Source organism: Rhodococcus sp. OK519 (genome assembly GCF_003051005.1).
In the GTDB taxonomy this organism is placed as follows: domain Bacteria; phylum Actinomycetota; class Actinomycetes; order Mycobacteriales; family Mycobacteriaceae; genus Prescottella.
In genome coordinates this window covers 330,133-348,270 of record NZ_QAOW01000005.1, presented here as the reverse complement: position 1 = coordinate 348,270, position 18,138 = coordinate 330,133, and the positions used below count along the sequence as shown (strand labels likewise).

At 67.2% G+C, this 18,138-nt stretch carries 16 protein-coding genes, 6 tRNA genes and 1 pseudogene; 12 read left to right on the top strand and 11 right to left on the bottom strand.

Annotated features, from left to right (window positions below; genetic code table 11):
- From C8K36_RS16100 to C8K36_RS16065, 8 genes and pseudogenes are all read right to left on the bottom strand, one after another.
- A pseudogene (locus C8K36_RS16100) lies at window positions 1-124 on the bottom strand (pyridoxal 5'-phosphate synthase lyase subunit PdxS); the annotation flags it as partial.
- Window positions 125-303: 179 nt separating this feature from the next.
- A complete protein-coding gene (locus tag C8K36_RS16095) occupies window positions 304-1,320 on the bottom strand; it encodes an NUDIX hydrolase (RefSeq protein WP_107985502.1) in 1,017 nt (338 codons plus the stop codon).
- On the bottom strand, window positions 1,317-2,444 hold the full coding sequence (locus C8K36_RS16090) for a glycosyltransferase family 4 protein (protein ID WP_107985501.1): 1,128 nt from the start codon (window positions 2,442-2,444) through the stop codon (window positions 1,317-1,319). Before C8K36_RS16090 ends, C8K36_RS16095 begins: the two co-directional genes overlap by 4 nt.
- Window positions 2,441-3,346: a phosphatidylinositol mannoside acyltransferase gene (locus C8K36_RS16085; RefSeq protein ID WP_107985500.1), complete on the bottom strand. Its 906-nt coding sequence runs from the start codon at window positions 3,344-3,346 to the stop codon at window positions 2,441-2,443. Before C8K36_RS16085 ends, C8K36_RS16090 begins: the two co-directional genes overlap by 4 nt.
- A complete protein-coding gene (gene pgsA, locus C8K36_RS16080) occupies window positions 3,343-4,065 on the bottom strand; it encodes a phosphatidylinositol phosphate synthase (protein WP_258195440.1) in 723 nt (240 codons plus the stop codon). Before pgsA ends, C8K36_RS16085 begins: the two co-directional genes overlap by 4 nt.
- Before the next feature lie 94 nt (window positions 4,066-4,159).
- Window positions 4,160-4,720, bottom strand: a complete 561-nt coding sequence (locus C8K36_RS16075) for an HIT family protein (protein ID WP_107985499.1) — start codon at window positions 4,718-4,720, stop codon at window positions 4,160-4,162.
- Window positions 4,717-6,768 (bottom strand): threonine--tRNA ligase, encoded by a 2,052-nt coding sequence (gene thrS, locus C8K36_RS16070; protein WP_107985498.1) that lies wholly within the window; start codon window positions 6,766-6,768, stop codon window positions 4,717-4,719. The genes C8K36_RS16075 and thrS overlap by 4 nt, the downstream gene beginning before the upstream one ends.
- A gap of 110 nt (window positions 6,769-6,878) precedes the next feature.
- Window positions 6,879-7,358 carry a TIGR02611 family protein gene (locus C8K36_RS16065; protein WP_107985497.1) on the bottom strand — a complete coding sequence of 160 codons (480 nt, stop codon included), beginning with the start codon at window positions 7,356-7,358 and terminating at the stop codon, window positions 6,879-6,881.
- 142 nt (window positions 7,359-7,500) lie between these two features.
- Here C8K36_RS16065 and C8K36_RS16060 point away from each other — a divergent pair, with 142 nt between their 5' ends.
- Entirely contained in the window at window positions 7,501-8,235 is a 735-nt protein-coding gene (locus C8K36_RS16060; RefSeq protein ID WP_107985534.1) for an SIMPL domain-containing protein, read from the top strand.
- Window positions 8,236-8,316: 81 nt separating this feature from the next.
- Here C8K36_RS16060 and C8K36_RS16055 read toward each other — a convergent pair.
- Window positions 8,317-8,388, bottom strand: a tRNA-Val gene (locus tag C8K36_RS16055).
- Window positions 8,389-8,882: 494 nt separating this feature from the next.
- Here C8K36_RS16055 and C8K36_RS16050 point away from each other — a divergent pair.
- The 5 genes from C8K36_RS16050 to C8K36_RS16030 all read left to right on the top strand — a co-directional run bounded on the left by C8K36_RS16050 (window position 8,883) and on the right by C8K36_RS16030 (window position 9,381).
- Window positions 8,883-8,955, top strand: a tRNA-Gly gene (locus tag C8K36_RS16050).
- Window positions 8,956-8,980: 25 nt separating this feature from the next.
- Window positions 8,981-9,051 (top strand) — tRNA-Cys (locus C8K36_RS16045).
- A 1-nt stretch (window position 9,052) separates the two neighbouring features.
- Window positions 9,053-9,127: transfer RNA gene (locus tag C8K36_RS16040), tRNA-Val, on the top strand.
- Window positions 9,128-9,171: 44 nt separating this feature from the next.
- Window positions 9,172-9,247, top strand: a tRNA-Gly gene (locus C8K36_RS16035).
- Window positions 9,248-9,306: 59 nt separating this feature from the next.
- A tRNA-Val gene (locus tag C8K36_RS16030) sits at window positions 9,307-9,381 on the top strand.
- 180 nt (window positions 9,382-9,561) lie between these two features.
- On the opposite strand, the gene C8K36_RS16025 is transcribed toward C8K36_RS16030, so the two are convergent.
- The gene (locus C8K36_RS16025; RefSeq protein WP_107985533.1) at window positions 9,562-10,947 is read right to left on the bottom strand and encodes a GH1 family beta-glucosidase; all 1,386 of its coding nucleotides are present in this window, start codon (window positions 10,945-10,947) and stop codon (window positions 9,562-9,564) included.
- Window positions 10,948-10,987: 40 nt separating this feature from the next.
- Between C8K36_RS16025 and C8K36_RS16020 the strand changes: the two genes are divergently transcribed.
- Together C8K36_RS16020 and C8K36_RS16015 are read left to right on the top strand one after the other, a co-directional pair.
- Window positions 10,988-12,208, top strand: coding sequence for an MFS transporter (locus tag C8K36_RS16020; protein ID WP_420910899.1), 1,221 nt, complete (start codon window positions 10,988-10,990; stop codon window positions 12,206-12,208).
- Window positions 12,209-12,271: 63 nt separating this feature from the next.
- A complete protein-coding gene (locus C8K36_RS16015; protein WP_107985495.1) occupies window positions 12,272-12,802 on the top strand; it encodes a GNAT family N-acetyltransferase in 531 nt (176 codons plus the stop codon).
- Between the two features lie 42 nt (window positions 12,803-12,844).
- Here C8K36_RS16015 and zapE read toward each other — a convergent pair whose 3' ends face one another.
- Window positions 12,845-13,858, bottom strand: a complete 1,014-nt coding sequence (gene zapE / locus C8K36_RS16010) for a cell division protein ZapE (protein ID WP_107985494.1) — start codon at window positions 13,856-13,858, stop codon at window positions 12,845-12,847.
- A gap of 22 nt (window positions 13,859-13,880) precedes the next feature.
- On the opposite strand from zapE, the gene C8K36_RS16005 reads away from it, so the two are divergent.
- Genes C8K36_RS16005 through msrB form a run of 4 tightly spaced genes read left to right on the top strand, consistent with a single transcriptional unit; the run spans window position 13,881 to window position 18,021 of the window.
- The gene (locus C8K36_RS16005) at window positions 13,881-14,669 is read left to right on the top strand and encodes a pyrimidine reductase family protein (protein ID WP_107985493.1); all 789 of its coding nucleotides are present in this window, start codon (window positions 13,881-13,883) and stop codon (window positions 14,667-14,669) included.
- 29 nt (window positions 14,670-14,698) lie between these two features.
- Window positions 14,699-16,246, top strand: coding sequence for an alpha/beta hydrolase (locus tag C8K36_RS16000; protein WP_107985492.1), 1,548 nt, complete (start codon window positions 14,699-14,701; stop codon window positions 16,244-16,246).
- Window positions 16,247-16,298: 52 nt separating this feature from the next.
- The gene (locus C8K36_RS15995) at window positions 16,299-17,552 is read left to right on the top strand and encodes a glycosyltransferase family 87 protein (RefSeq protein ID WP_258195438.1); all 1,254 of its coding nucleotides are present in this window, start codon (window positions 16,299-16,301) and stop codon (window positions 17,550-17,552) included.
- A gap of 31 nt (window positions 17,553-17,583) precedes the next feature.
- Entirely contained in the window at window positions 17,584-18,021 is a 438-nt protein-coding gene (msrB, locus tag C8K36_RS15990; protein ID WP_107985490.1) for a peptide-methionine (R)-S-oxide reductase MsrB, read from the top strand.
- Window positions 18,022-18,138 lie beyond the last annotated feature (117 nt).

Below are 18,138 nucleotides of genomic sequence, written 5' to 3'. Positions count from 1 at the left end.
CCTCGGCGATCTTGGCCTGCTCGGCGGTGACCACGTCCATGATGACGCCGCCCTTGAGCATCTCGGCCATGCCCCGCTTGACGCGTGCAGTGCCGGTAGTGGGGGTGGTGTCGGGGGTGGTCACAGCAAACTCCTGGGTTCTCGCCGGCTTCGGGGAAGGTCTGACACGCCAGGACCAGTTCAGCCCGGGGTCGGGCTCGCACGGTCGCAACGCGTGGGCAATTCTATGACGACGGCCCGGCCGGGCCGATAGCCAGTGCCCGATACCTGGACTGCTGTGGCGACGGTCATAGCGGGCACGCTTCAGCGGATGGCGCGGACCTCGGGATCCTCGAGACGGACCAGCGCAAGGTTGGCCTCGTCGAGCAGATCGGGCAGATCCTGCGGGTACACCGCCTCACCACCGTTCTGGATGACGCGAATCTCGGCTGCGGTGCACCAGCGATATTCGATGATGGTGCGCTGTTCCAGCTCCGTGAAACCACCCCGATGCGGGGCGAACTCGTCGGTCCGGACCGTGAAGAACAATTCCTCCGACCGGATCAGTTCGCCCGCGAACGGGAAGATCGCCACCCGGCGCCACAGCGGCCCCCGCAGCGAGTCCGGTTCGACGGTTAGACCGGTCTCCTCGTGAATCTCGCGAACCGCTGCGGCACGCAGAGTCTCCCCCGACTCGACGCCGCCGCCGATCGTGAACCAGAACGACGTGTCGGGCTTGTCGGGATCGCGGCCGCGCACCAACAGAACGCGACCACGATCGTCGAGCATCACGACGCGAGCCGAGGTGCGCACCTCATCAAGTTGCAGCCCCGACGGCTCCGTGCGTTCGGCAATCTCGAAGTACGTCGGCAGCGCCGCCGTGCCACCGAGGTGCAGCCACCTCACCGGCCGCCTCGTGCGCAGCGCCAACGTGTCGCGGACCGCGTCGTTGTGGAACCGACGCGCGATCAGGACGCGGGCTTCCGCATCGGCGAGTTCGGCGATCAACTGCGGGCGCATGAGGTGGGTGTCGAGAGCGGTCAGTGCACCCGAGAGTGCGTTCTCGGCGTTCTCCCGATGCGCGCGGTCCGCCCGCTCCGCCTGGTCGGCCAGCACCGAGAGTCGCTTGCCGTCGACGGATGCGGTGGACAGCGCCGACGCGATGGCACGCACCACGACAGCCCGTCGGGCGAGCGCGGCGTCGAGCGCCTGCCACGACAGATCGGAGCGGACGTGCAGGCGGTCGAGCCGGTTCGCAGTGCCGTACGCCCACGCGCCGACGACTGCGATGGTCGCCGCGACCAACGCCAGGATCAGGATGGTCGTTGCCGAGAAGGTCACGAGCGCACCTCGCGCACACCACCGGCGCCGACGGTGACCGTCTCGTACACCCGAAGGATCTGTTCGGCCACCACCGGCCAGTCGTACTCCCCCACCACGACACTCGCGACGTCGGTCAGCGACCGACGGCGGTCCTCGTCACCGAGTACCGCGTCCAGCGCGGCCGCGAGGGCAACCGAATCGCCCACCGGGACGAGCAGGCCGGCGGTGCCGTCGCGCAGAACGCGCCGGAACGCATCGAGTTCGCTTGCGACGACCGGGGTGCCGGCGGCCATCGCCTCGACGAGCACGATGCCGAAACTCTCGCCTCCGAGGTTGGGCGCGCAGTACACGTCGGCACTGCGCAGCGCCGACGCCTTCTCCTCGTCGCTCACCTGACCGAGCAGACGCAGGTGCCGGGCGTGGCGGCCCGCCTCCTTTCGGAGCTTGTCCTCGTCGCCGCGCCCGACCACGAGGATCTCGAGATCGGGGTACTTCTCGGCCAGTGCGGGCAACGCTTCGAGCAGCACCGCCATGCCCTTGCGCGGTTCGTCGTAGCGGCCGAGGAACAGCACGGTCTTGCCGGAACGCGGATAGCCGGGCAACGCCGCGGCGTTCGCGAACGCAGGGACGTCGACACCGTTCGGAATCTCCACGGCGTCCGATCCCAGGGATTCGACCTGCCACCGACGCGCGAGTTCCGACACGGCGATCCGGCCGCTGATCTTCTCGAGGTAGGGCTGGAGAACTCCCTGGAACGTGCTCAGTACCAACGACTTCGTGGTCGACGTGTGAAATGTCGCGACGATGGGGCCCTCCGCGATCTTCATCGCGAGCATCGAGAGGCTGGGGGCGTTGGGCTCGTGGATGTGCAGGACGTCGAAGTCGTTGTCGGCGATCCACCGCCGCACCCGGCTGTACGAGACCGGTCCGAACGTCAGGCGCGCGACCGACCCGTTGTAGGGGATCGCGACAGCGCGGCCCGCCGAGACGACGAAGTCCGGCAGGGTCGTACCCTCCGACGCGGGCGCCAGCACACTCACCTTGTGTCCGCGTTCGATGAAGACCTGGGCCAGTTCGACGACATGCGCCTGCACGCCGCCCGGCACGTCGAAGGAGTACGGGCAGACCATCCCGATCTTCATCGCGACTCCATGCGTGCCCGACGGGCCTCGGAGAGGTCGTCCCACCACAGCGGCTGGAGCATGTGCCAGTCGGCGGGACGGGCGGCGATGTTCGCCGCGAAGCGATCGGCAAGTGCCTGTGTGGCGTCGCCGACCCCGACCGAGACATCGATCGGCGGATCTATCGAGAATCCCCATCCGCCGTCGGTGAACCAACAGTGCACGGGCAGCAGCGCCGCCCCGGTGTCGATCGCCAGTTTGGCGGGCCCGGCGGGCATACGTGTGGGCTCGCCGAAGAACGTGACCGGCACGCCCTTCGCCGCGAGATCGCGCTCACCGAGTAGGCACACAACCTTGTTCTCGTGCAGTCGCTTCGTCAGTTCACCGAACGGCGGCGCCTCGCCTCCGCTCAGTGGGAAGATCTCGAATCCGAGACTCTCGCGATAGTCGACGAACCGGCGATACAGCGACTCGGGCTTCAGACGCTCGGCGACCGTCGACAGGCCACCCCACCTCTGCGTGCACCACACGCCTGCCATGTCCCAGTTGCCACTGTGTGGCAGCGCCAGGATGGCACCGTTGCCCGCTTCCATCGCGTGTTCGAGATACTCCTGACCCTCGACACTCGAGTCGATCGCCGCCGCAGTCGCGACCAAATCCATCGAAGGCAGGCGGAAAGCCTCGCGCCAGTACCGGGCGTACGACCGCAGCGAGTCCCGGACCAGATCGTCGGGCACGTCCTCCGGCGCGACCGCAAGCACGCGGGCGAGATTGCGCCGCAACTGCTGTGGCCCGCCGTGGCGGCGTGCCGCGAAGTCGGCGCCGGCGTCGAAGATCGAGACGGCCAGCCGTTCGGGCAGCGCCCGAACCACGCGCCACCCCGTCGCGTAACCGAGATCGGCCACCCGCTCGGACAAACTCACGACGCGGACGCCTCTCCCTCGGTGGGCTTCTCGTCGACGGGCTTGTCGTCGACGGGCTTGTCATCGACACTGCTCGGCGCGATCGGCAGCACGTCCCGCGCTCCCGCCGAATTGCGTACCGCCAGCACACGCTGGAAGACGGTGATGATGCTGGCGACCGCGAGAATCCACATCGCGACGTACACCGCCCAGTGCAGCCAGCCGATGTCGAAGTGCCCTCCGATGCCTGTGAGTCCGGATCCGACGAGGACGATGACCAAACGGTCAGGTCGCTCGATGAGCCCACCGTCGGCGGACAGACCGCTGGCCTCGGCGCGTGCCTTGGCATAGGAGATGACCTGCGAGCTGACGAGGCAGATCAGTGTCGCGATCAGCAGGCTCTTGCTGTTCTCGTGGTAGGCGGCCCACCACGCGAGTCCCGCGAAGATCGCGCCGTCCGCGATCCGGTCGCACGTCGCGTCGAGCACTGCCCCGTAACGAGTTCCGCCCCCGCGGGCCCGGGCCATCGCGCCGTCGAGCATGTCGAACATGACGAAGAACCAGATGAGGATGGTGCCCCAGAACAAATGACCGGAGGGGAACAGGGTCAGCGCGCCCGCGATGCTCGCGACCGTGCCGATCACGGTGACGGCGTCGGGTGTGAGGCCCGTCTTCACCAACGCCTGGCCCATCGGCGCCGTCACCTTGGACACCGATGCACGGCCGAAGAAGCTCAGCATTCCACTCCCCCCTCTCCCCGCCCGCAGTGGTGCCGGGCCACAACGGGCCCGGCACCTGATCCTGCCACGTGATTTCCCCGGTGGTCCCTGGAGATCACTCGCTCCAGGCCTCCGCAAGCAGTGACCGGGTCTCGCGGAGCAGCTGCGGCATCACCTTCGCGCCCCCGAGGACGGTGATGAAGTTCGCGTCGCCACCCCACCGCGGAACGATGTGCTGGTGCAGGTGTTCGGCGAGCGAACCTCCGGCCGCGGCGCCGAGGTTGAGACCGACGTTGAACCCATCCGGATTCGACACCCGCTTGATCACCCGAATCGCGCGCTGCGTGAACGCCATCAGCTCGGCGCTCTCCTGAGGCGTCAGATCTTCGAGCGCCGCGACCCGGCGGTACGGCACCACCATGAGGTGGCCGGGGTTGTACGGGTACAGGTTCAGGACCGCATACACGGATTCACCGCGCGCGACGATCAGACCTTCCTCGTCGCCCATCTTCGGAATCTCGCTGAACGGCCCCTCGCTCGACTTCGATGCCTTGGGCGCCTCCGCGATGTACGACATCCGGTGGGGCGACCACAGGCGCTGCAGCCGGTCCGGATCGCCCGGACCGGTGTCGACGAGCGTGCCGTTGTCGGTGTTGCCGTTCGCCTGATCGGTCACTGGGCACCACCGACGAGTTCGGCTGTGGGCGAAGAGTTGTCGCGCTTCGCGATCCAGTCGCCGATGGTGCGGACCGCGTCCGCCACCGGCACACCGTTGATCTGGGTGCCGTCGCGGAAGCGGAAGCTCACCGCACCGGCTTCGACGTCACGTTCGCCGGCGAGCAGCATGAACGGGACCTTCTGCGTGGTGTGGTTACGGATCTTCTTCTGCATCCGGTCGTCGCTGGCGTCGACCTCGGCACGCACACCGATGGCCTTGAGCTGCTTGACGACGTCGAACAGGTGATCCTCGAACGCCTCGGCGACCGGGATGGCAACGACCTGGACCGGGGCCAGCCACGCCGGGAAGGCACCCGCGTAATGCTCGGTGAGAACGCCGAAGAAGCGCTCGATGGAGCCGAACAGCGCGCGGTGGATCATGACCGGACGCTGCTTCGTGCCGTCGGAGCCTGTGAACTCGAGGTCGAAGCGCTCGGGCAGGTTGAAGTCGAGCTGAATGGTCGACATCTGCCAGCTGCGGCCCAGTGCGTCCTGCACCTGCACCGAGATCTTGGGACCGTAGAACGCGGCTCCACCCGGATCCGGCACCAGGTTCAGCCCGGAGGCCTCGCCGACCTCGCGGAGGGTCTCGGTGGCTTCCTCCCACAGCGCGTCGTCACCGACGAACTTCTCGGGATTCTTGGTCGACAGCTCGAGGTAGAAGTCGTCGAGGCCGTAGTCCTTGAGCAGCCCCAGCACGAACTCGAGCGTGGTGGTGAGCTCGTCGCGCATCTGCTCCTTGGTGCAGTAGATGTGCGCGTCGTCCTGCGTCATGCCGCGGACACGAGTCAGGCCGTGCACGACGCCGGACTTCTCGTAGCGGTACACCGAGCCGAACTCGAACAGGCGCAGCGGCAGCTCACGGTACGAGCGACCACGAGAACCGAACACGAGGTTGTGCATCGGGCAATTCATCGGCTTGAGGTAGTAGTCCTGGCCGGGCTTGCGGACCGTGCCGTCCTCGTTGAGTTCCTCGTCGATGTGCATCGCCGGGAACATGCCGTCCTTGTACCAATCGAGGTGGCCGGAGACCTCGTACAGATGCCCCTTGGTGATGTGGGGCGAGTAGACGAAGTCGTATCCCTCTTCCACGTGGCGCTGGCGCGAGTAGTTCTCCATCTCCTGACGGATGATGCCGCCCTTGGGATGGAACACCGGCAGGCCCGAGCCGAGCTCGTCCGGGAACGAGAACAGATCCAGTTCGGAACCGAGCTTGCGGTGGTCGCGGCGTTCGGCCTCGGCCAGCAACTCCAGGTGGTTCTCGAGCGCCTCGGTCGACTCCCACGCGGTGCCGTAGACGCGCTGAAGGTCCTCGCGGCTCTGGTCACCGCGCCAGTACGCGGCCGAGCTGCGGGTGAGCTTGAACGCCGGGATGTACTTGGTGGTGGGGATGTGCGGGCCGCGGCACAGGTCCTTCCAGATCAGCTCGCCTGTGCGCGGGTTCAGGTTGTCGTAGATCGTCAGTTCGCCGGCGCCGACCTCCATCACCTCGGGGTCGTCGATACCCGACTTGTCGTCGATGAGTTCCAGCTTGAAAGGCTCGTTCGCCAGTTCCTTGCGAGCGTCATCGAGATCGTCGACGACACGACGCGAGAAGCGCTGCGCGTCCTTGACGATCTTCTTCATCCGCTTCTCGAGCTTCGCGAGGTCCTCGGGAGTGAAGGGACGCTCGACGCGGAAGTCGTAGTAGAAGCCGTCCTTGATCGGCGGGCCGATACCGAGCTTGGCGTCCGGGAACTCCTGCTGGACGGCCTGAGCGAGGACGTGCGCGGCCGAGTGCCGGATCACGCTGCGTCCGTCCTCCGTGTCGGCGGCGACGGCCTCGACCTCCACGTCGACGTCGGGGATCCAAGACAGGTCCTTCAGCTGACCCTCGGCGTCACGGACTACGACGATGGCGTCGGCGCCCTTGCCCGGCAGGCCGGCCTCGCGCACCGCCGTGCCCGCTGTGGTCCCGGCGGGCACCTGGACGCGTGCGGCTGGGGTAACGGATGCGGGCGTGGTCACGAGGATGCGCTCCTAGGTAAGAGGGTGCGCCCCCGGATGGGGGGCGATCCCATGTTATCGGCATGGCCGATCAACTCGTGGAACCGTCCCGCGGCGGAACCGACCGCGAACTACAGCGGGCTCTCCAGCCAGGCCTGTTCGAGGCCCACCCAGCCTCCGATCAGCCCGAACGTTCCGAGGACCCACAGGGTCGCGAGCACGACGACGGTGGTGAAGAGCACCCCGAGCGCCTTGACGACGACGGACTGGTGGGAGAACCAGATCATGAATCGGTCGTAGCGGGCACGCGCAAAGCGCAGCAACCGGTGCGCCCACGCGAATTCGGAGGCCAGGATGCCCAGACCGGCGAAGACGATCAGCCATCCCGGACCGGGATACGGGATGGTCACGATGCCGACGGCGAGAACAAGGGCTCCGACGAGGCCGACACCGATCCGATAGGCCAGGTTCAGAGAGGTGTTCCCGGCGATCTTCCGGCGCCAGCGCAGCCACCGGTTCTCGACTTCTTCTATCGGATGGAATCCGTCGTGATCGGACGACGCCTCCAGCCCGCCCTCGTGCGCAGGCTTGCTCACCGCCTGACCGTCCATGATCCGAACCCACTGTCGCGTCGCCGTCCGCGCCGGTTCGCGTACCGGCGTACTCCGAGAGTACCGACGCGTCGGGGGCCACCGGGAGTTCCATTCGGGCGAAGCGGGCTCGACACCGGTTCCGCTCCGCAATAGTGATCCGATGCCGAGAACTCAGACGAAACGCGCACTCACGACAATCGCAGCCGCGGCCTGCATGCTGACCCTGGCCGGATGCTCCGCAGGATCGTCCGGCTCGCCGAGCATCCAGGCGGCGGGGATCAGCTCGCAGGGCACCGGCAAGGTCACCGGCACTCCCGACACGTTGACGGTGGTCCTCGGCGTGCAGACCCAGGCGCCCGAGGCGCAGGCCGCCCTGCAGGACAATTCGCAGAAGGCCACGGCCCTCATCGATACGCTGAAGAGCAAGGGTGTCGCCGCCGAAGACATCCGAACCAGTGAACTGTCGGTGAATCCGACGTGGGAACCGACCGGCGGCAGGATCAACGGCTATCAAGTCACCAACCAGGTGACCGCGACCCTGCACGACGTCTCCCAGGCCGGGACTCTCATCGATGCGGCTGCGTCGGCGACCGGCGACGCGATCCGGGTACAGCAGACGAGCTTCTCCATCGCCGACGACAGCGACCTTCGTGCCGAGGCGCGCAGTCGCGCAGTTCAGCAGGCCCAGGCGCAGGCCCGAGAGATGGCGGATGCTGCCGGCGTGAAACTCGGAAAGGTGCGCTCGATCGTCGAGGTCCCCCCGCAGGCACAGGGTTCACAGAATCCGTACATGATGCGCAATCCTGGCGACATGATGCGTGCTGACGCCGTGCCGATCGAGGCCGGATCGCAGGAGCTGACCGTGAACGTCGCAGTCACCTACGACATCGACTGACGCCGCGCGCGCTCGAACGCGCGACGAGCCGCGGGAACGAGAAAGGCCCCGTCCGCAATGCGGACGGGGCCTTTCTACTTGTGGTCCCGGCTGGGATCGAACCAGCGACCTTCCCGGTGTGAACGGGACGCTCTTCCACTGAGCCACGGGACCGAACCACGCTGAACGCTCGCGGTCGAACGAGACGAAACATTAACATGCACCCGCAGCGAACACGAATCCCCAGGTTGTCATTCGGATCGGCGGCCCGAACGGCCGCCCGCGCCGGACCTGATCGGCGCGTTCCGTTCCCCGCGGGTGGGTCGCCGAACGGTTCCGCACCCACTCCCCATAGGGGGGGCACCTGTGGAGAGGGCACGACATCACACCGCTCAGGTGCGCACGGCTCGGGCGCGCTCGCACGGTGCGCGCCCACCCATCCGCACAGGGCCTGGAGACGACGGGTTTGGACCCGACAGGTCGGTTATCGCGAACAATTCCCCGGAAACACCGCTGAACGACAGCCCTGGAGATCTTGGTTTTCCGCCCTGACCTCGCGATTTGTGCCTTTCTCAAATGGTCCGCTAATGTTCTCACCGCACCGGGAAAGCGGAAACGCCCAACCGGAGCAGCACCGGAGAGGCCGAAACGCCCCGCCGGAGCGATTTGCGGATGTAGCGCAGCTGGTAGCGCATCACCTTGCCAAGGTGAGGGTCGCGGGTTCGAATCCCGTCATCCGCTCGAGAGGTTGGACTCGACCTTTTATGGTGGAGTGGCCGAGTGGTGAGGCAACGGCCTGCAAAGCCGTGCACACGGGTTCGATTCCCGTCTCCACCTCGCGCGATTAGCTCAGCGGGAGAGCGCTTCCCTGACACGGAAGAGGTCACTGGTTCAATCCCAGTATCGCGCACCAAGTTTCGACGCAGTTCGCTGCTGAGAGACTTGTTTGTTAGACATGCGGATGTAGCGCAGCTGGTAGCGCATCACCTTGCCAAGGTGAGGGTCGCGGGTTCGAATCCCGTCATCCGCTCCAAGATCGGCCCTGTGGCCGGTCAGGAGCACCCGATCACTCGGGAATCCGACTGAAGACCCGCGCGATTAGCTCAGCGGGAGAGCGCTTCCCTGACACGGAAGAGGTCACTGGTTCAATCCCAGTATCGCGCACCACCGAAAAGAGGCACTCCACACGGAGTGCCTCTTTTTGCGTTCGAGGCCGGAATCGTCACTTACGCTCGACTCGAACGTGAGGGAATCCTCAGGTATTGTCGGAGACGCCATCCCCCCGATGGTGCGGAGCCCCAGCCATGACCCCCCATCCACGGCTGGGGCTCGTTCATTTCCGGGGTGTCAGGCCCGACGTCTCGCGGCAAGCTGCTCCTGGAACCACCGATACGAATCCTTGGGCGTGCGCGCGAGTGTGCCGTAGTCGACATGGACGAGCCCGAAGCGTTCCCGATACCCGGCCGCCCATTCGAAGTTGTCGAGGATCGACCACACGAAGTAGCCACGAACGTCCACGCCGGCGTCCATGGCCGAGCGCACCGCGGCCAAGTGGTCGGCGTGATAGGCGATGCGGCGCTCGTCACGAACACGGCCGGACCCGTCCGGGTCCGGATCGTGGAACGAGCACCCGCTCTCGGTGATGTACACCGGGGGCAGCGCCGCACCGAACCGGTCCCGGAAGATCGTCAGGATCTCCGTGAGGCCGTCGGGAACGATCGGCCATCCGAAATCGGTCCGCGGATACCCCTCGAGCGCAACCGGCGCGAACGGCATTCCCGGCGGAAGGTCCACCTCGAGCACCCCCTCGGAGCCTTCGCCCTCCCGCGGCGCAGCGATGAGCGTCGGCTCGTAGTAGTTGATGCCGAACCAGTCCAGCGGCTGCGCGATAGTCCGCAGGTCGTCGTCGACCGGACCGGTGAGCAGTGCCGCCAATTCGTCCGCAGGGTACTTGCCGAGCAGGAGCGGGTCCGCGAACGTCCAGTTGACGATGTGGTCATAGATGTCCGCAGCCTCGACGTCGGCATCGGCGTCGGTCGCCGCGTGCACGGGCGCATGATTCGACGCGATCCCGATGTTGCCGCATCCCGCCGCACGTAACGCCTGCACCGACAGTCCGTGTCCGAGCAGCTGATGGTGTGCCGCCTGCAACGCACCGAAGCCGAGTTCGAGTCCGGGGGCGTGGACGCCGAGCGCATGGCCGTAGAGGGTATGGACGACGGGCTCGTTGAGCGGCATCCACATACCGACCCGGTCGCGCAGCCGCTCCCCCACGATCGTCGCGTACTCGGCCAGCCGATACGACGTCTCCCGGTTCAGCCAGCCGCCGTCGTCCTGCAATGCCTGCGGCAGATCCCAGTGGAACAGCGTGACGGCCGGTGTGATGCCGGCCGTACACAACTCGTCGACCAGCCGGTCGTAGAAATCGAGGCCGGCCGCGTTGACGGCGCCCTTTCCGTCGGGCTGGATCCTGGGCCACGCCACGGACAGCCGGTAGGAGTCGATGCCGAGTTCGCGCATGAGCGCGACGTCGGCACGGTAGCGGTGGTAATGGTCGATCGCAACGTCACCGGTTTCGCCGCGCACCACTTTGCCAGGGGCCGAACAGAACTCGTCCCAGATCGAGCGGCCCCTGCCGTCCGCGCTCACCGCGCCCTCGATCTGGTACGCCGCTGCCGCGACACCGAAAACGAAATCGTCGGGAAACTCTGGAATCGAATACTGTGCCGCCATGATGAGCAGTGAAGCAGAGAATGCCACGAAACGGAGCTGAATGTTGGACACTCGTCCAGTGATTCGAAACACGAAAACCCTTAGCGGCGCACGAGTCTCGACTTCTGTCGCCTTCGGCCTGCAGGGGTTCATGCTGGCGGTGTTGCTCACGCAGCTGCCGCAGTTCAAAGATGATCTCGGCTTCAGTGACAGCCTCGTCGCCGCCACCGTCGTCGGCGTCTCCATCGTCGCCGGCGTCGGCAGCGTCATCGCCGAGCAACTCGCCAAGGCCACGTCGAGCCGGACGACGCTACGAACAGGCCTGTTCGTGATCGCCGTCGGCGCCGTGGTCATCGCTCTGGCGACGGCGACGCCGGCCTTCCTCGCGGCGTTCGCGCTGTACGGCATCGGGCTGGGCATCGTCGATGCAGCGGCCAACATGCAGGCGGTGTCGATCCAGCATGCCTACGGCCGCGTCATCCTCTCCTCGTTCCACGCCTCCTGGAGTGTCGGCGCGATCATCGGCGCCGGCTACGTGGCGACATTCTCGGCACTCGACCTGTCGGTGACGCTGTCGGTACTCGTCGCGGCCGCGCTGGTCGCCGGGATCTGCGCGTGGATCGGATCACGTCTGCTGCGCACGGGGCACGAGGGTGCCGCGACGTCGGTGACCGCGCCGCTCACGGTGCCGCTTCGCCCGTTCCTGGCGCTCGGGATCGCAATGATGCTCTTCTACGCGATCGACTTCGGCATCGGAACGTACTCCCCGCTTTATCTCAAGGAGGTCCTGCTCTCCGACGCCGGAACCGCCGCCCTGGCGATGGGCGCCTACCAGGTGACAGCGCTGATCTCGCGGTTGACCGGCGACTACTGGGTGCGCCGGTTCGGTGAGATCGCGGTGGTGCGGGTGGGGGCGGCGATCAGCGTGGTCGGCCTGTTGACGGCGGTCGTGGCGCCGAGCCCGGCGGTGGCCATCGCCGGCTTCTTCATCGTCGGCCTCGGCGCTCCCGTCATCGCGCCGCTGAGCTTCAGCGCCGCCGGCAGGCTCGCACCCCCGGACCAGACGGACGCGGTGATCGCCCGCATCAACCTCTTCAACTACGCGGGCACCGTGATCGCCGGCGCCGTGATCGGCGGGATCGCGGCGGTCTCCGATCTGCGGTACGGCTTCGTCGCGCCGCTCGTGTTCGCGGTTGCCTTGTTCCTGCTCGCGCCCGCCTTCGCGCCGCAACGAGGACGGTCGGCGGCGGCGGCCGACGAGTCGGCGACCACCGGAGCGTGAGCGCGCCCGTCCCGGGAGGTGGTGTACTTACCGGGACGGACCCGACGTACCCGAGGTGAAGCTGTGACGATTTCCGTGGACCGCGCCGGACTCTGGGACGCCGAGGCACTGGCCGACGTCGCGTCCGTAACCTTCCCGCTCGCGTGCCCGCCCCACGCCACCAGGGAAGACATCGCGGCATTCATCGACGAGGTGTTGTCGGCGGAGAAGTTCAGTGAGTACCTCACGGATCCGACACGTACGGTCCTCAAGGCGACGAGCAATGGTGAGATCGTCGGCTATGTGATGCTCGTCGACGGACCACCCGAGGACGACGACATACGGTCCGCGCTGTCGCTACGCCCCACCACCGAAATCAGCAAGCTGTACGTGCTACCGGACCGGCACGGCTCGGGAGTGTCGGCGGCACTCATGGACGCAGCCGTCGACCATGCCCGGAATGCGAACTGCGCCGGCGTCTGGCTCGGGGTCAACCAGGAGAACGAGCGGGCGCAGCGGTTCTACGTCAAGAACGGCTTCGAGAAGGTCGGAACGAAGACCTTCCGGGTGGGCGCCCAAACCCACCACGACTTCGTGATGCAGCGCAGCCTCTGACGGCTGCGCCGCATCACGCGAGTCGAGTCGAGCGGCCCGGGATCAGGCAGGGACCTCGAAACGGGACAGCGCGAGCAGTCGCGACGTGGCACGCAGATACTTCTTGCGGTATCCGCCGGCCACCATCTCGGGGGTGAAGATCTCGTCGAGCTTCGCACCCGACACCGTCACCGGGATGCTTGCGTCGTACAGGCGGTCGGCGAAGACCACCAGGCGCAGCGCGACCGACTGGTCGGCGGCCGGATGCACGCCCTTGATGAACACCGCCGGGACGCCCTCGATGAGCTTTCCGTACCGCGACGGGTGCAAGGTGCTCAGGTGCGCGCACAGCTCGTCGAAGTCGTCGAGCGTCGCACCGTCGACGGCGTCGGCCCGCTCGAGCAGATCGGCGTCATCGGTGGGCTCGGGAGCCGGCGGCAGATCGCGGTGACGGTAGTCGGGGCCGTCGACGCGGATGGTCTCGAAGATGGAGCCGAGCTTCTTGATCTCACGCAGGAAGTCCTGCGCGGCGAAGCGGCCCTCACCGAGCTGGCCGGGCAGCGTGTTGGAGGTGGCCACGATGGACACTCCGCGCGCGGAGAGCTCGGTCAGGAGGCGCGAGACCAGCATGGTGTCGCCCGGATCGTCGAGCTCGAACTCGTCGATGCACAGCACGCTGTGCGACGACAGCTCCTCGACGGCCTTGTTGAAGCCGAGAGCGCCGACCACGTGGGTCAGCTCGACGAACGTTCCGAACGCCTTGGGTGACGGCGAGCTGTGGAAGATGGAGGCGAGCAGGTGGGTCTTGCCGACACCGAAGCCGCCGTCGAGGTACAGCCCGGCGCCGGTGGACGGCGTCTTCTTGCCGAACAGTCCGCGGCGTCCCCCGCTGCGGATCTTGGCGACCTTGCCCGCGAACTCCTCGGCCTTGCGGACCGCGGCAGCCTGACTCGGCTCATTGGGATCGGGAATGTAGGACGCGAAACTGACCTCGTCGAACATCGCCGGGGGCACCATCTGAGCAATCAATTGATCGGCCGGCACCACCGGATTGCGATCGACAAGACGTGCATGCATGCACTGAGCGTATCGACGTGCTGTGATCGAACACGTGCACCGTCTGGATTTTGCGACCTACCTCACACGCGACGAAGGCGGCAGCATGCGGCCGCCGGAGTTGGGCGACGAGGACCTCCGTTCACTGTACGGATATCCGGACGAACTCGACAGTCCGTGGTTTCGCGTCAATTTCGTCTCGAGCATCGACGGCGCCGTGTCCGTCGACGGTGTCAGCGGCGGTCTCGGGACACCCGCGGACAAGCGGGTGTTCACGGTGCTGCGCGAACTGGCCGACGTGATCGTCGTCGGCGCCGGGACGGCACGTAGCGAGAACTACGGCGGAGCCCACACCGACACCGAACTGGCACAGCGACGGACCGGATCCGGACTCTCCGCGGTTCCGCCGATCGCGGTCGTCACCGCGTCTGCGCGACTGGATCCCACGTCGCGGCTGTTCACCGACACCACGATCCCGCCGCTGGTACTGACCTCCGCGGCCGCCGACGCCACGCGACTGCAGCACTTGCGGGACGCCGGCGCGGACGTCCAGATCGTGGCCGAACGCGAGGTCCGCGGAACGGATCTCGTATCGGCGCTCGATCAGCGGGGGCTGCGCCGTGTCCTGTGTGAGGGTGGACCCGGCCTGTTCGGCACCCTCCTCGAGGACGGTGTGGTCGACGAACTCTGCGTGACGACGTCGCCGCGTCTGATCGGCGGCACCGCCGGCCGGATCTCTCTCTCCCCCACGGCGGTGCCGACCTCGATGGTTCCGCGTCACGTGCTCGCCGACGCCGACGGCACCCTGCTGACCCGGTGGGTACGGGCGTGACGCCCCACCGACCTGGCAGGCTGTCCGGCATGCGGAGAATCGGGATCGTCGCGATCGTGCTGGCCGTGTGTACCGCGTGCGGCGCCGGACCGTCGATCCGCCCGGACGTCGCGGTCGTCGAGCACGGCAGTGGATCCGCCCCGACGTCGGATTCGACGCCGGATGCGCCCACGTTGCAGGCGCCGACCCGCGACCTGGCCTGGACCGACTGCAAGGATTCGACGCTCGGACGTCTCGGGCTCGGCGCGGGACCTGCCGGATTGACGCTGGAGTGCGCCGGTTACACCGCGCCGGTCGACCCGGACGGCACGGCCATGGGCACGATCGAGGTGGGCGCGCTGCGGGCCCGCCTGCCCGGCACGCCCGTGGACGCCGCACCGCTCGTGCTGACCTCCGGCTCCGACATCGCGTCGTCGACGACGCTGGCCGCACTTTCGGCTGGCCCGGCGTCAGCTCTACTCGAGCGGCATCCGATCGTGGCGGTGGACCGACGCGGCACCGGGGCGTCGACGCCGATCGACTGCGGCCGACCCTTCGATCGCCGTGCCCTCGCCGATCTCGGCCAGACCCCCGGCGGCGGCACCGCCGACGACGCCGACCGCGTCGCGGCGGCGAGTCGGCAGTCGACGACGGCATGCACCGACACCCTGCAGCCCGCCGAACTCGCCTTCGACACCGTCCACGCAGCAGGCGACCTCGAGCAGTTGCGCCGCACCTGGCAGGTCGACCGGCTGGGCCTGATCGGAACCGGTAACGGCGCTTCGGTCGCGCTGGCATACGCCGCGAAGTACCCGGACAGGGTCGGGCGGCTCGTGCTGGACTCGCCGCCGGCCACGACGGCGGACGCGACGACCGCGGCCGAGCAACGCGTGCGAGGACAGGAGGCTGCGCTCGCCGCGTTCGGTCGTCGCTGCGCCGCGCTGAACTGTTCGCTGGGGCCCGACCCGACAGGGGCCGTCGCCACGCTGCGCGACCGGGCGGCCGTCGGCGAACTCGCGGGGGTGTCGTCGAGCGCGCTACTCACCACTGTCAGCTCGTTCCTGGGCTCGCCGCGCAGCGACCAACCGGACCGGGTGCGCGAACTGTCCGATGTCCTCGCCGCCGCGGGACGCGGCGACCTGGCGCCGCTGTCGGGACTGATGGCCGCGACCGAGGCGTCGGTCGGCACCGACGGCCAGTTCGTCGCCCGGTGCAGCGACGGCCAGCAGTGGCCGGGTCCCGGACGCACCCGCGAACTGCAGGCCGAATGGGCCGGCCGCTACCCCACTTTCGGGTCCGATGCGGCTCTCTCTCTTCTGCGATGCTCCGCGTGGCCCACCATGCCGCCTGCACCTCTGCCGAGCAGCATTCCGGTCCCGGTCGTCGTACTGTCCGGCGAGGCGGACCCGATCGTCGGCAACGGTGGCCTGCCGACGGTGACGGGCAGCCTCACGAGCGCGGGCGCGACCTGGTCCGGCCTGTCGTGGGAGGGATACGGCCACCCGGTCACGACACATTCGGAGTGCGCCCGCCAGATCCTCTCGCGTTACCTCGAATCCGGCGTTCTGCCACCGAACGCCAGCGCGTGCCCCGCGTGAGCAGGCGGGGTGGCCGACCCCGACAATCACGGCGGCGGTGTACCGTGCCGTAGTGTTCCTTCGACGATTCGAGCCGCGTACGGGCCGCACCACCGCCGAGGTCATCAACTTCATCATGTGGCCTCTGGCCGTGATGACAGTGATCCACCGGATAGTCGTCAAGGCGGTCAACGGATCCGTGACCGACGACTACGCGCCCGTGTATCAGGCAGCGTTGGCCTTCCTCAATCGTCACGACGTCTACGTCGCCAACTTCAACTCGGTGGACCCGCACTATCTGTACCCGCCGAGCGGCACCATGCTGTTGGCGCCGATCGCGCTCCTCGATCCCGAGAAGTCCCGCTGGCTGTTCATCCTGGCCAACGCAATCGCCGTGATCATCGCGCTCTTCCTGCTGCTGAAGATGTTCGACCTGGCGTGGAATTCGATCGCCGCACCGATTCTGATCTTCGCCGCGTTCTCGACCGAGACGGTGTCGAACACCCTGACCTTCTCGAACATCAACGGCCTCATCCTGCTCGCCGAGGTGGCGTTCCTGTTCCTGCTGCTGCGCAAGAAAGATCTGTGGGCCGGGGCCGCAATCGGTCTGACATTCGCCATCAAACCGATCCTCGCGCCGCTGCTGCTGCTGCCTCTCGTCCGTGGTCAGTGGAAGGTGTTCGTCACGGCGATCGGCATTCCCCTCGTCCTCATGGCGGTGGCGTGGCCGCTCGCGGCGGACCCGATGGCGTTCATCGACCACACCTTCCCGTACCTGATGGAGTCCCGCGACTACTTCAACAGCGCAATCGTCGGCAACGGCACGTATTTCGGCCTGCCTGTTCCCCTGATCTGGGCGCTGCGCATCGCGTTCGCGGCGATGGGGGCCGTGTCGCTGTGGCTGCTGTACCGCTACTACCGTCACGACGAGTTGTTCTACGTCACCACGACGGCGGGCCTGCTCATGGCGGGATCGTTCCTGCTGCTGTCGCTGGGCCAGATGTACTACTCGATGCTGCTGTTCCCGCTCCTGATGACGGTGGTTCTCCGCAACAGCGTCATGCGGAACTGGCCGGCATGGCTCGCGGCATACGGTTTCCTGAGCGCCGACGCATGGTTCTCGAGCCGATTCGTCGAGGAGGGCCGCGCCGTCGAATACCTGAAGCCGACGTACGGCTGGAGCCTGCTCATCATCGTGATCTTCGCAGTTCTGGTGAACCGCTACCTGACCGCGAAGCGGGAGGGTCGCCTCGACCGTGGGATCGATCCCGACTTCCTGGTCGACGCGGACGGCAAAGCCGCCGCCGTGGTGCCTGCGAAGGTCTGACCCGACGGCCGGAAAGTATTAGCGTGGTGCCATGAGTTCCACACAGGATTCCGGCCTTCCCGAACCGAAGTTCCGCCGCAACGACGGCGAGTGGCGGGCACACCTCACGCCCGAGGAGTACCACGTCCTGCGACAGGCGGGCACCGAGCCGCCGAACGTCGGCGAGTACACGAACACCAAGACCGAGGGCGTGTACAGCTGCCGGGCGTGCGGCGCCGAACTGTTCCGCAGCACCGAGAAGTTCGAGTCGCACTGCGGCTGGCCGTCGTTCTTCGATCCGGCCGACTCGGATGCGGTGCTCCTGCGTGCCGACGACTCTCTCGGCATGCGGCGAGTGGAGGTGTTGTGCAGCAACTGCCACAGCCACCTGGGTCACGTCTTCGAGGGCGAGGGTTACCCCACCCCCACCGACCAGCGGTACTGCATCAACAGCATCTCACTGACGCTGCACCCTGCCGACGGAAACTGACGGACCGACGGGCACCCCCGTCCCGCTCCCGAATTGACCTCCCGCCCGCGCGATTGCGCGGGCGGGAGGTCATTTTGGGCGCGGCGCCGCGACGACGACGCCGGTTGGCGGGGAATC

Bases quoted from the DNA above. Each gene is read 5' to 3' on its own strand.
- C8K36_RS16060 (WP_107985534.1), top strand. From the start codon at position 7,501: ATGCCGAGAACTCAGACGAAACGCGCACTCACGACAATCGCAGCCGCG.
- C8K36_RS16065 (WP_107985497.1), bottom strand. From the start codon at position 7,358: ATGGACGGTCAGGCGGTGAGCAAGCCTGCGCACGAGGGCGGGCTGGAG.
- msrB (WP_107985490.1), top strand. From the start codon at position 17,584: ATGAGTTCCACACAGGATTCCGGCCTTCCCGAACCGAAGTTCCGCCGC.
- zapE (WP_107985494.1), bottom strand. From the start codon at position 13,858: ATGCATGCACGTCTTGTCGATCGCAATCCGGTGGTGCCGGCCGATCAA.
- C8K36_RS16000 (WP_107985492.1), top strand. From the start codon at position 14,699: ATGCGGAGAATCGGGATCGTCGCGATCGTGCTGGCCGTGTGTACCGCG.
- C8K36_RS16020 (WP_420910899.1), top strand. From the start codon at position 10,988: ATGTTGGACACTCGTCCAGTGATTCGAAACACGAAAACCCTTAGCGGC.
- C8K36_RS16025 (WP_107985533.1), bottom strand. From the start codon at position 10,947: ATGGCGGCACAGTATTCGATTCCAGAGTTTCCCGACGATTTCGTTTTC.
- pgsA (WP_258195440.1), bottom strand. From the start codon at position 4,065: ATGCTGAGCTTCTTCGGCCGTGCATCGGTGTCCAAGGTGACGGCGCCG.
- C8K36_RS16090 (WP_107985501.1), bottom strand. From the start codon at position 2,444: ATGAAGATCGGGATGGTCTGCCCGTACTCCTTCGACGTGCCGGGCGGC.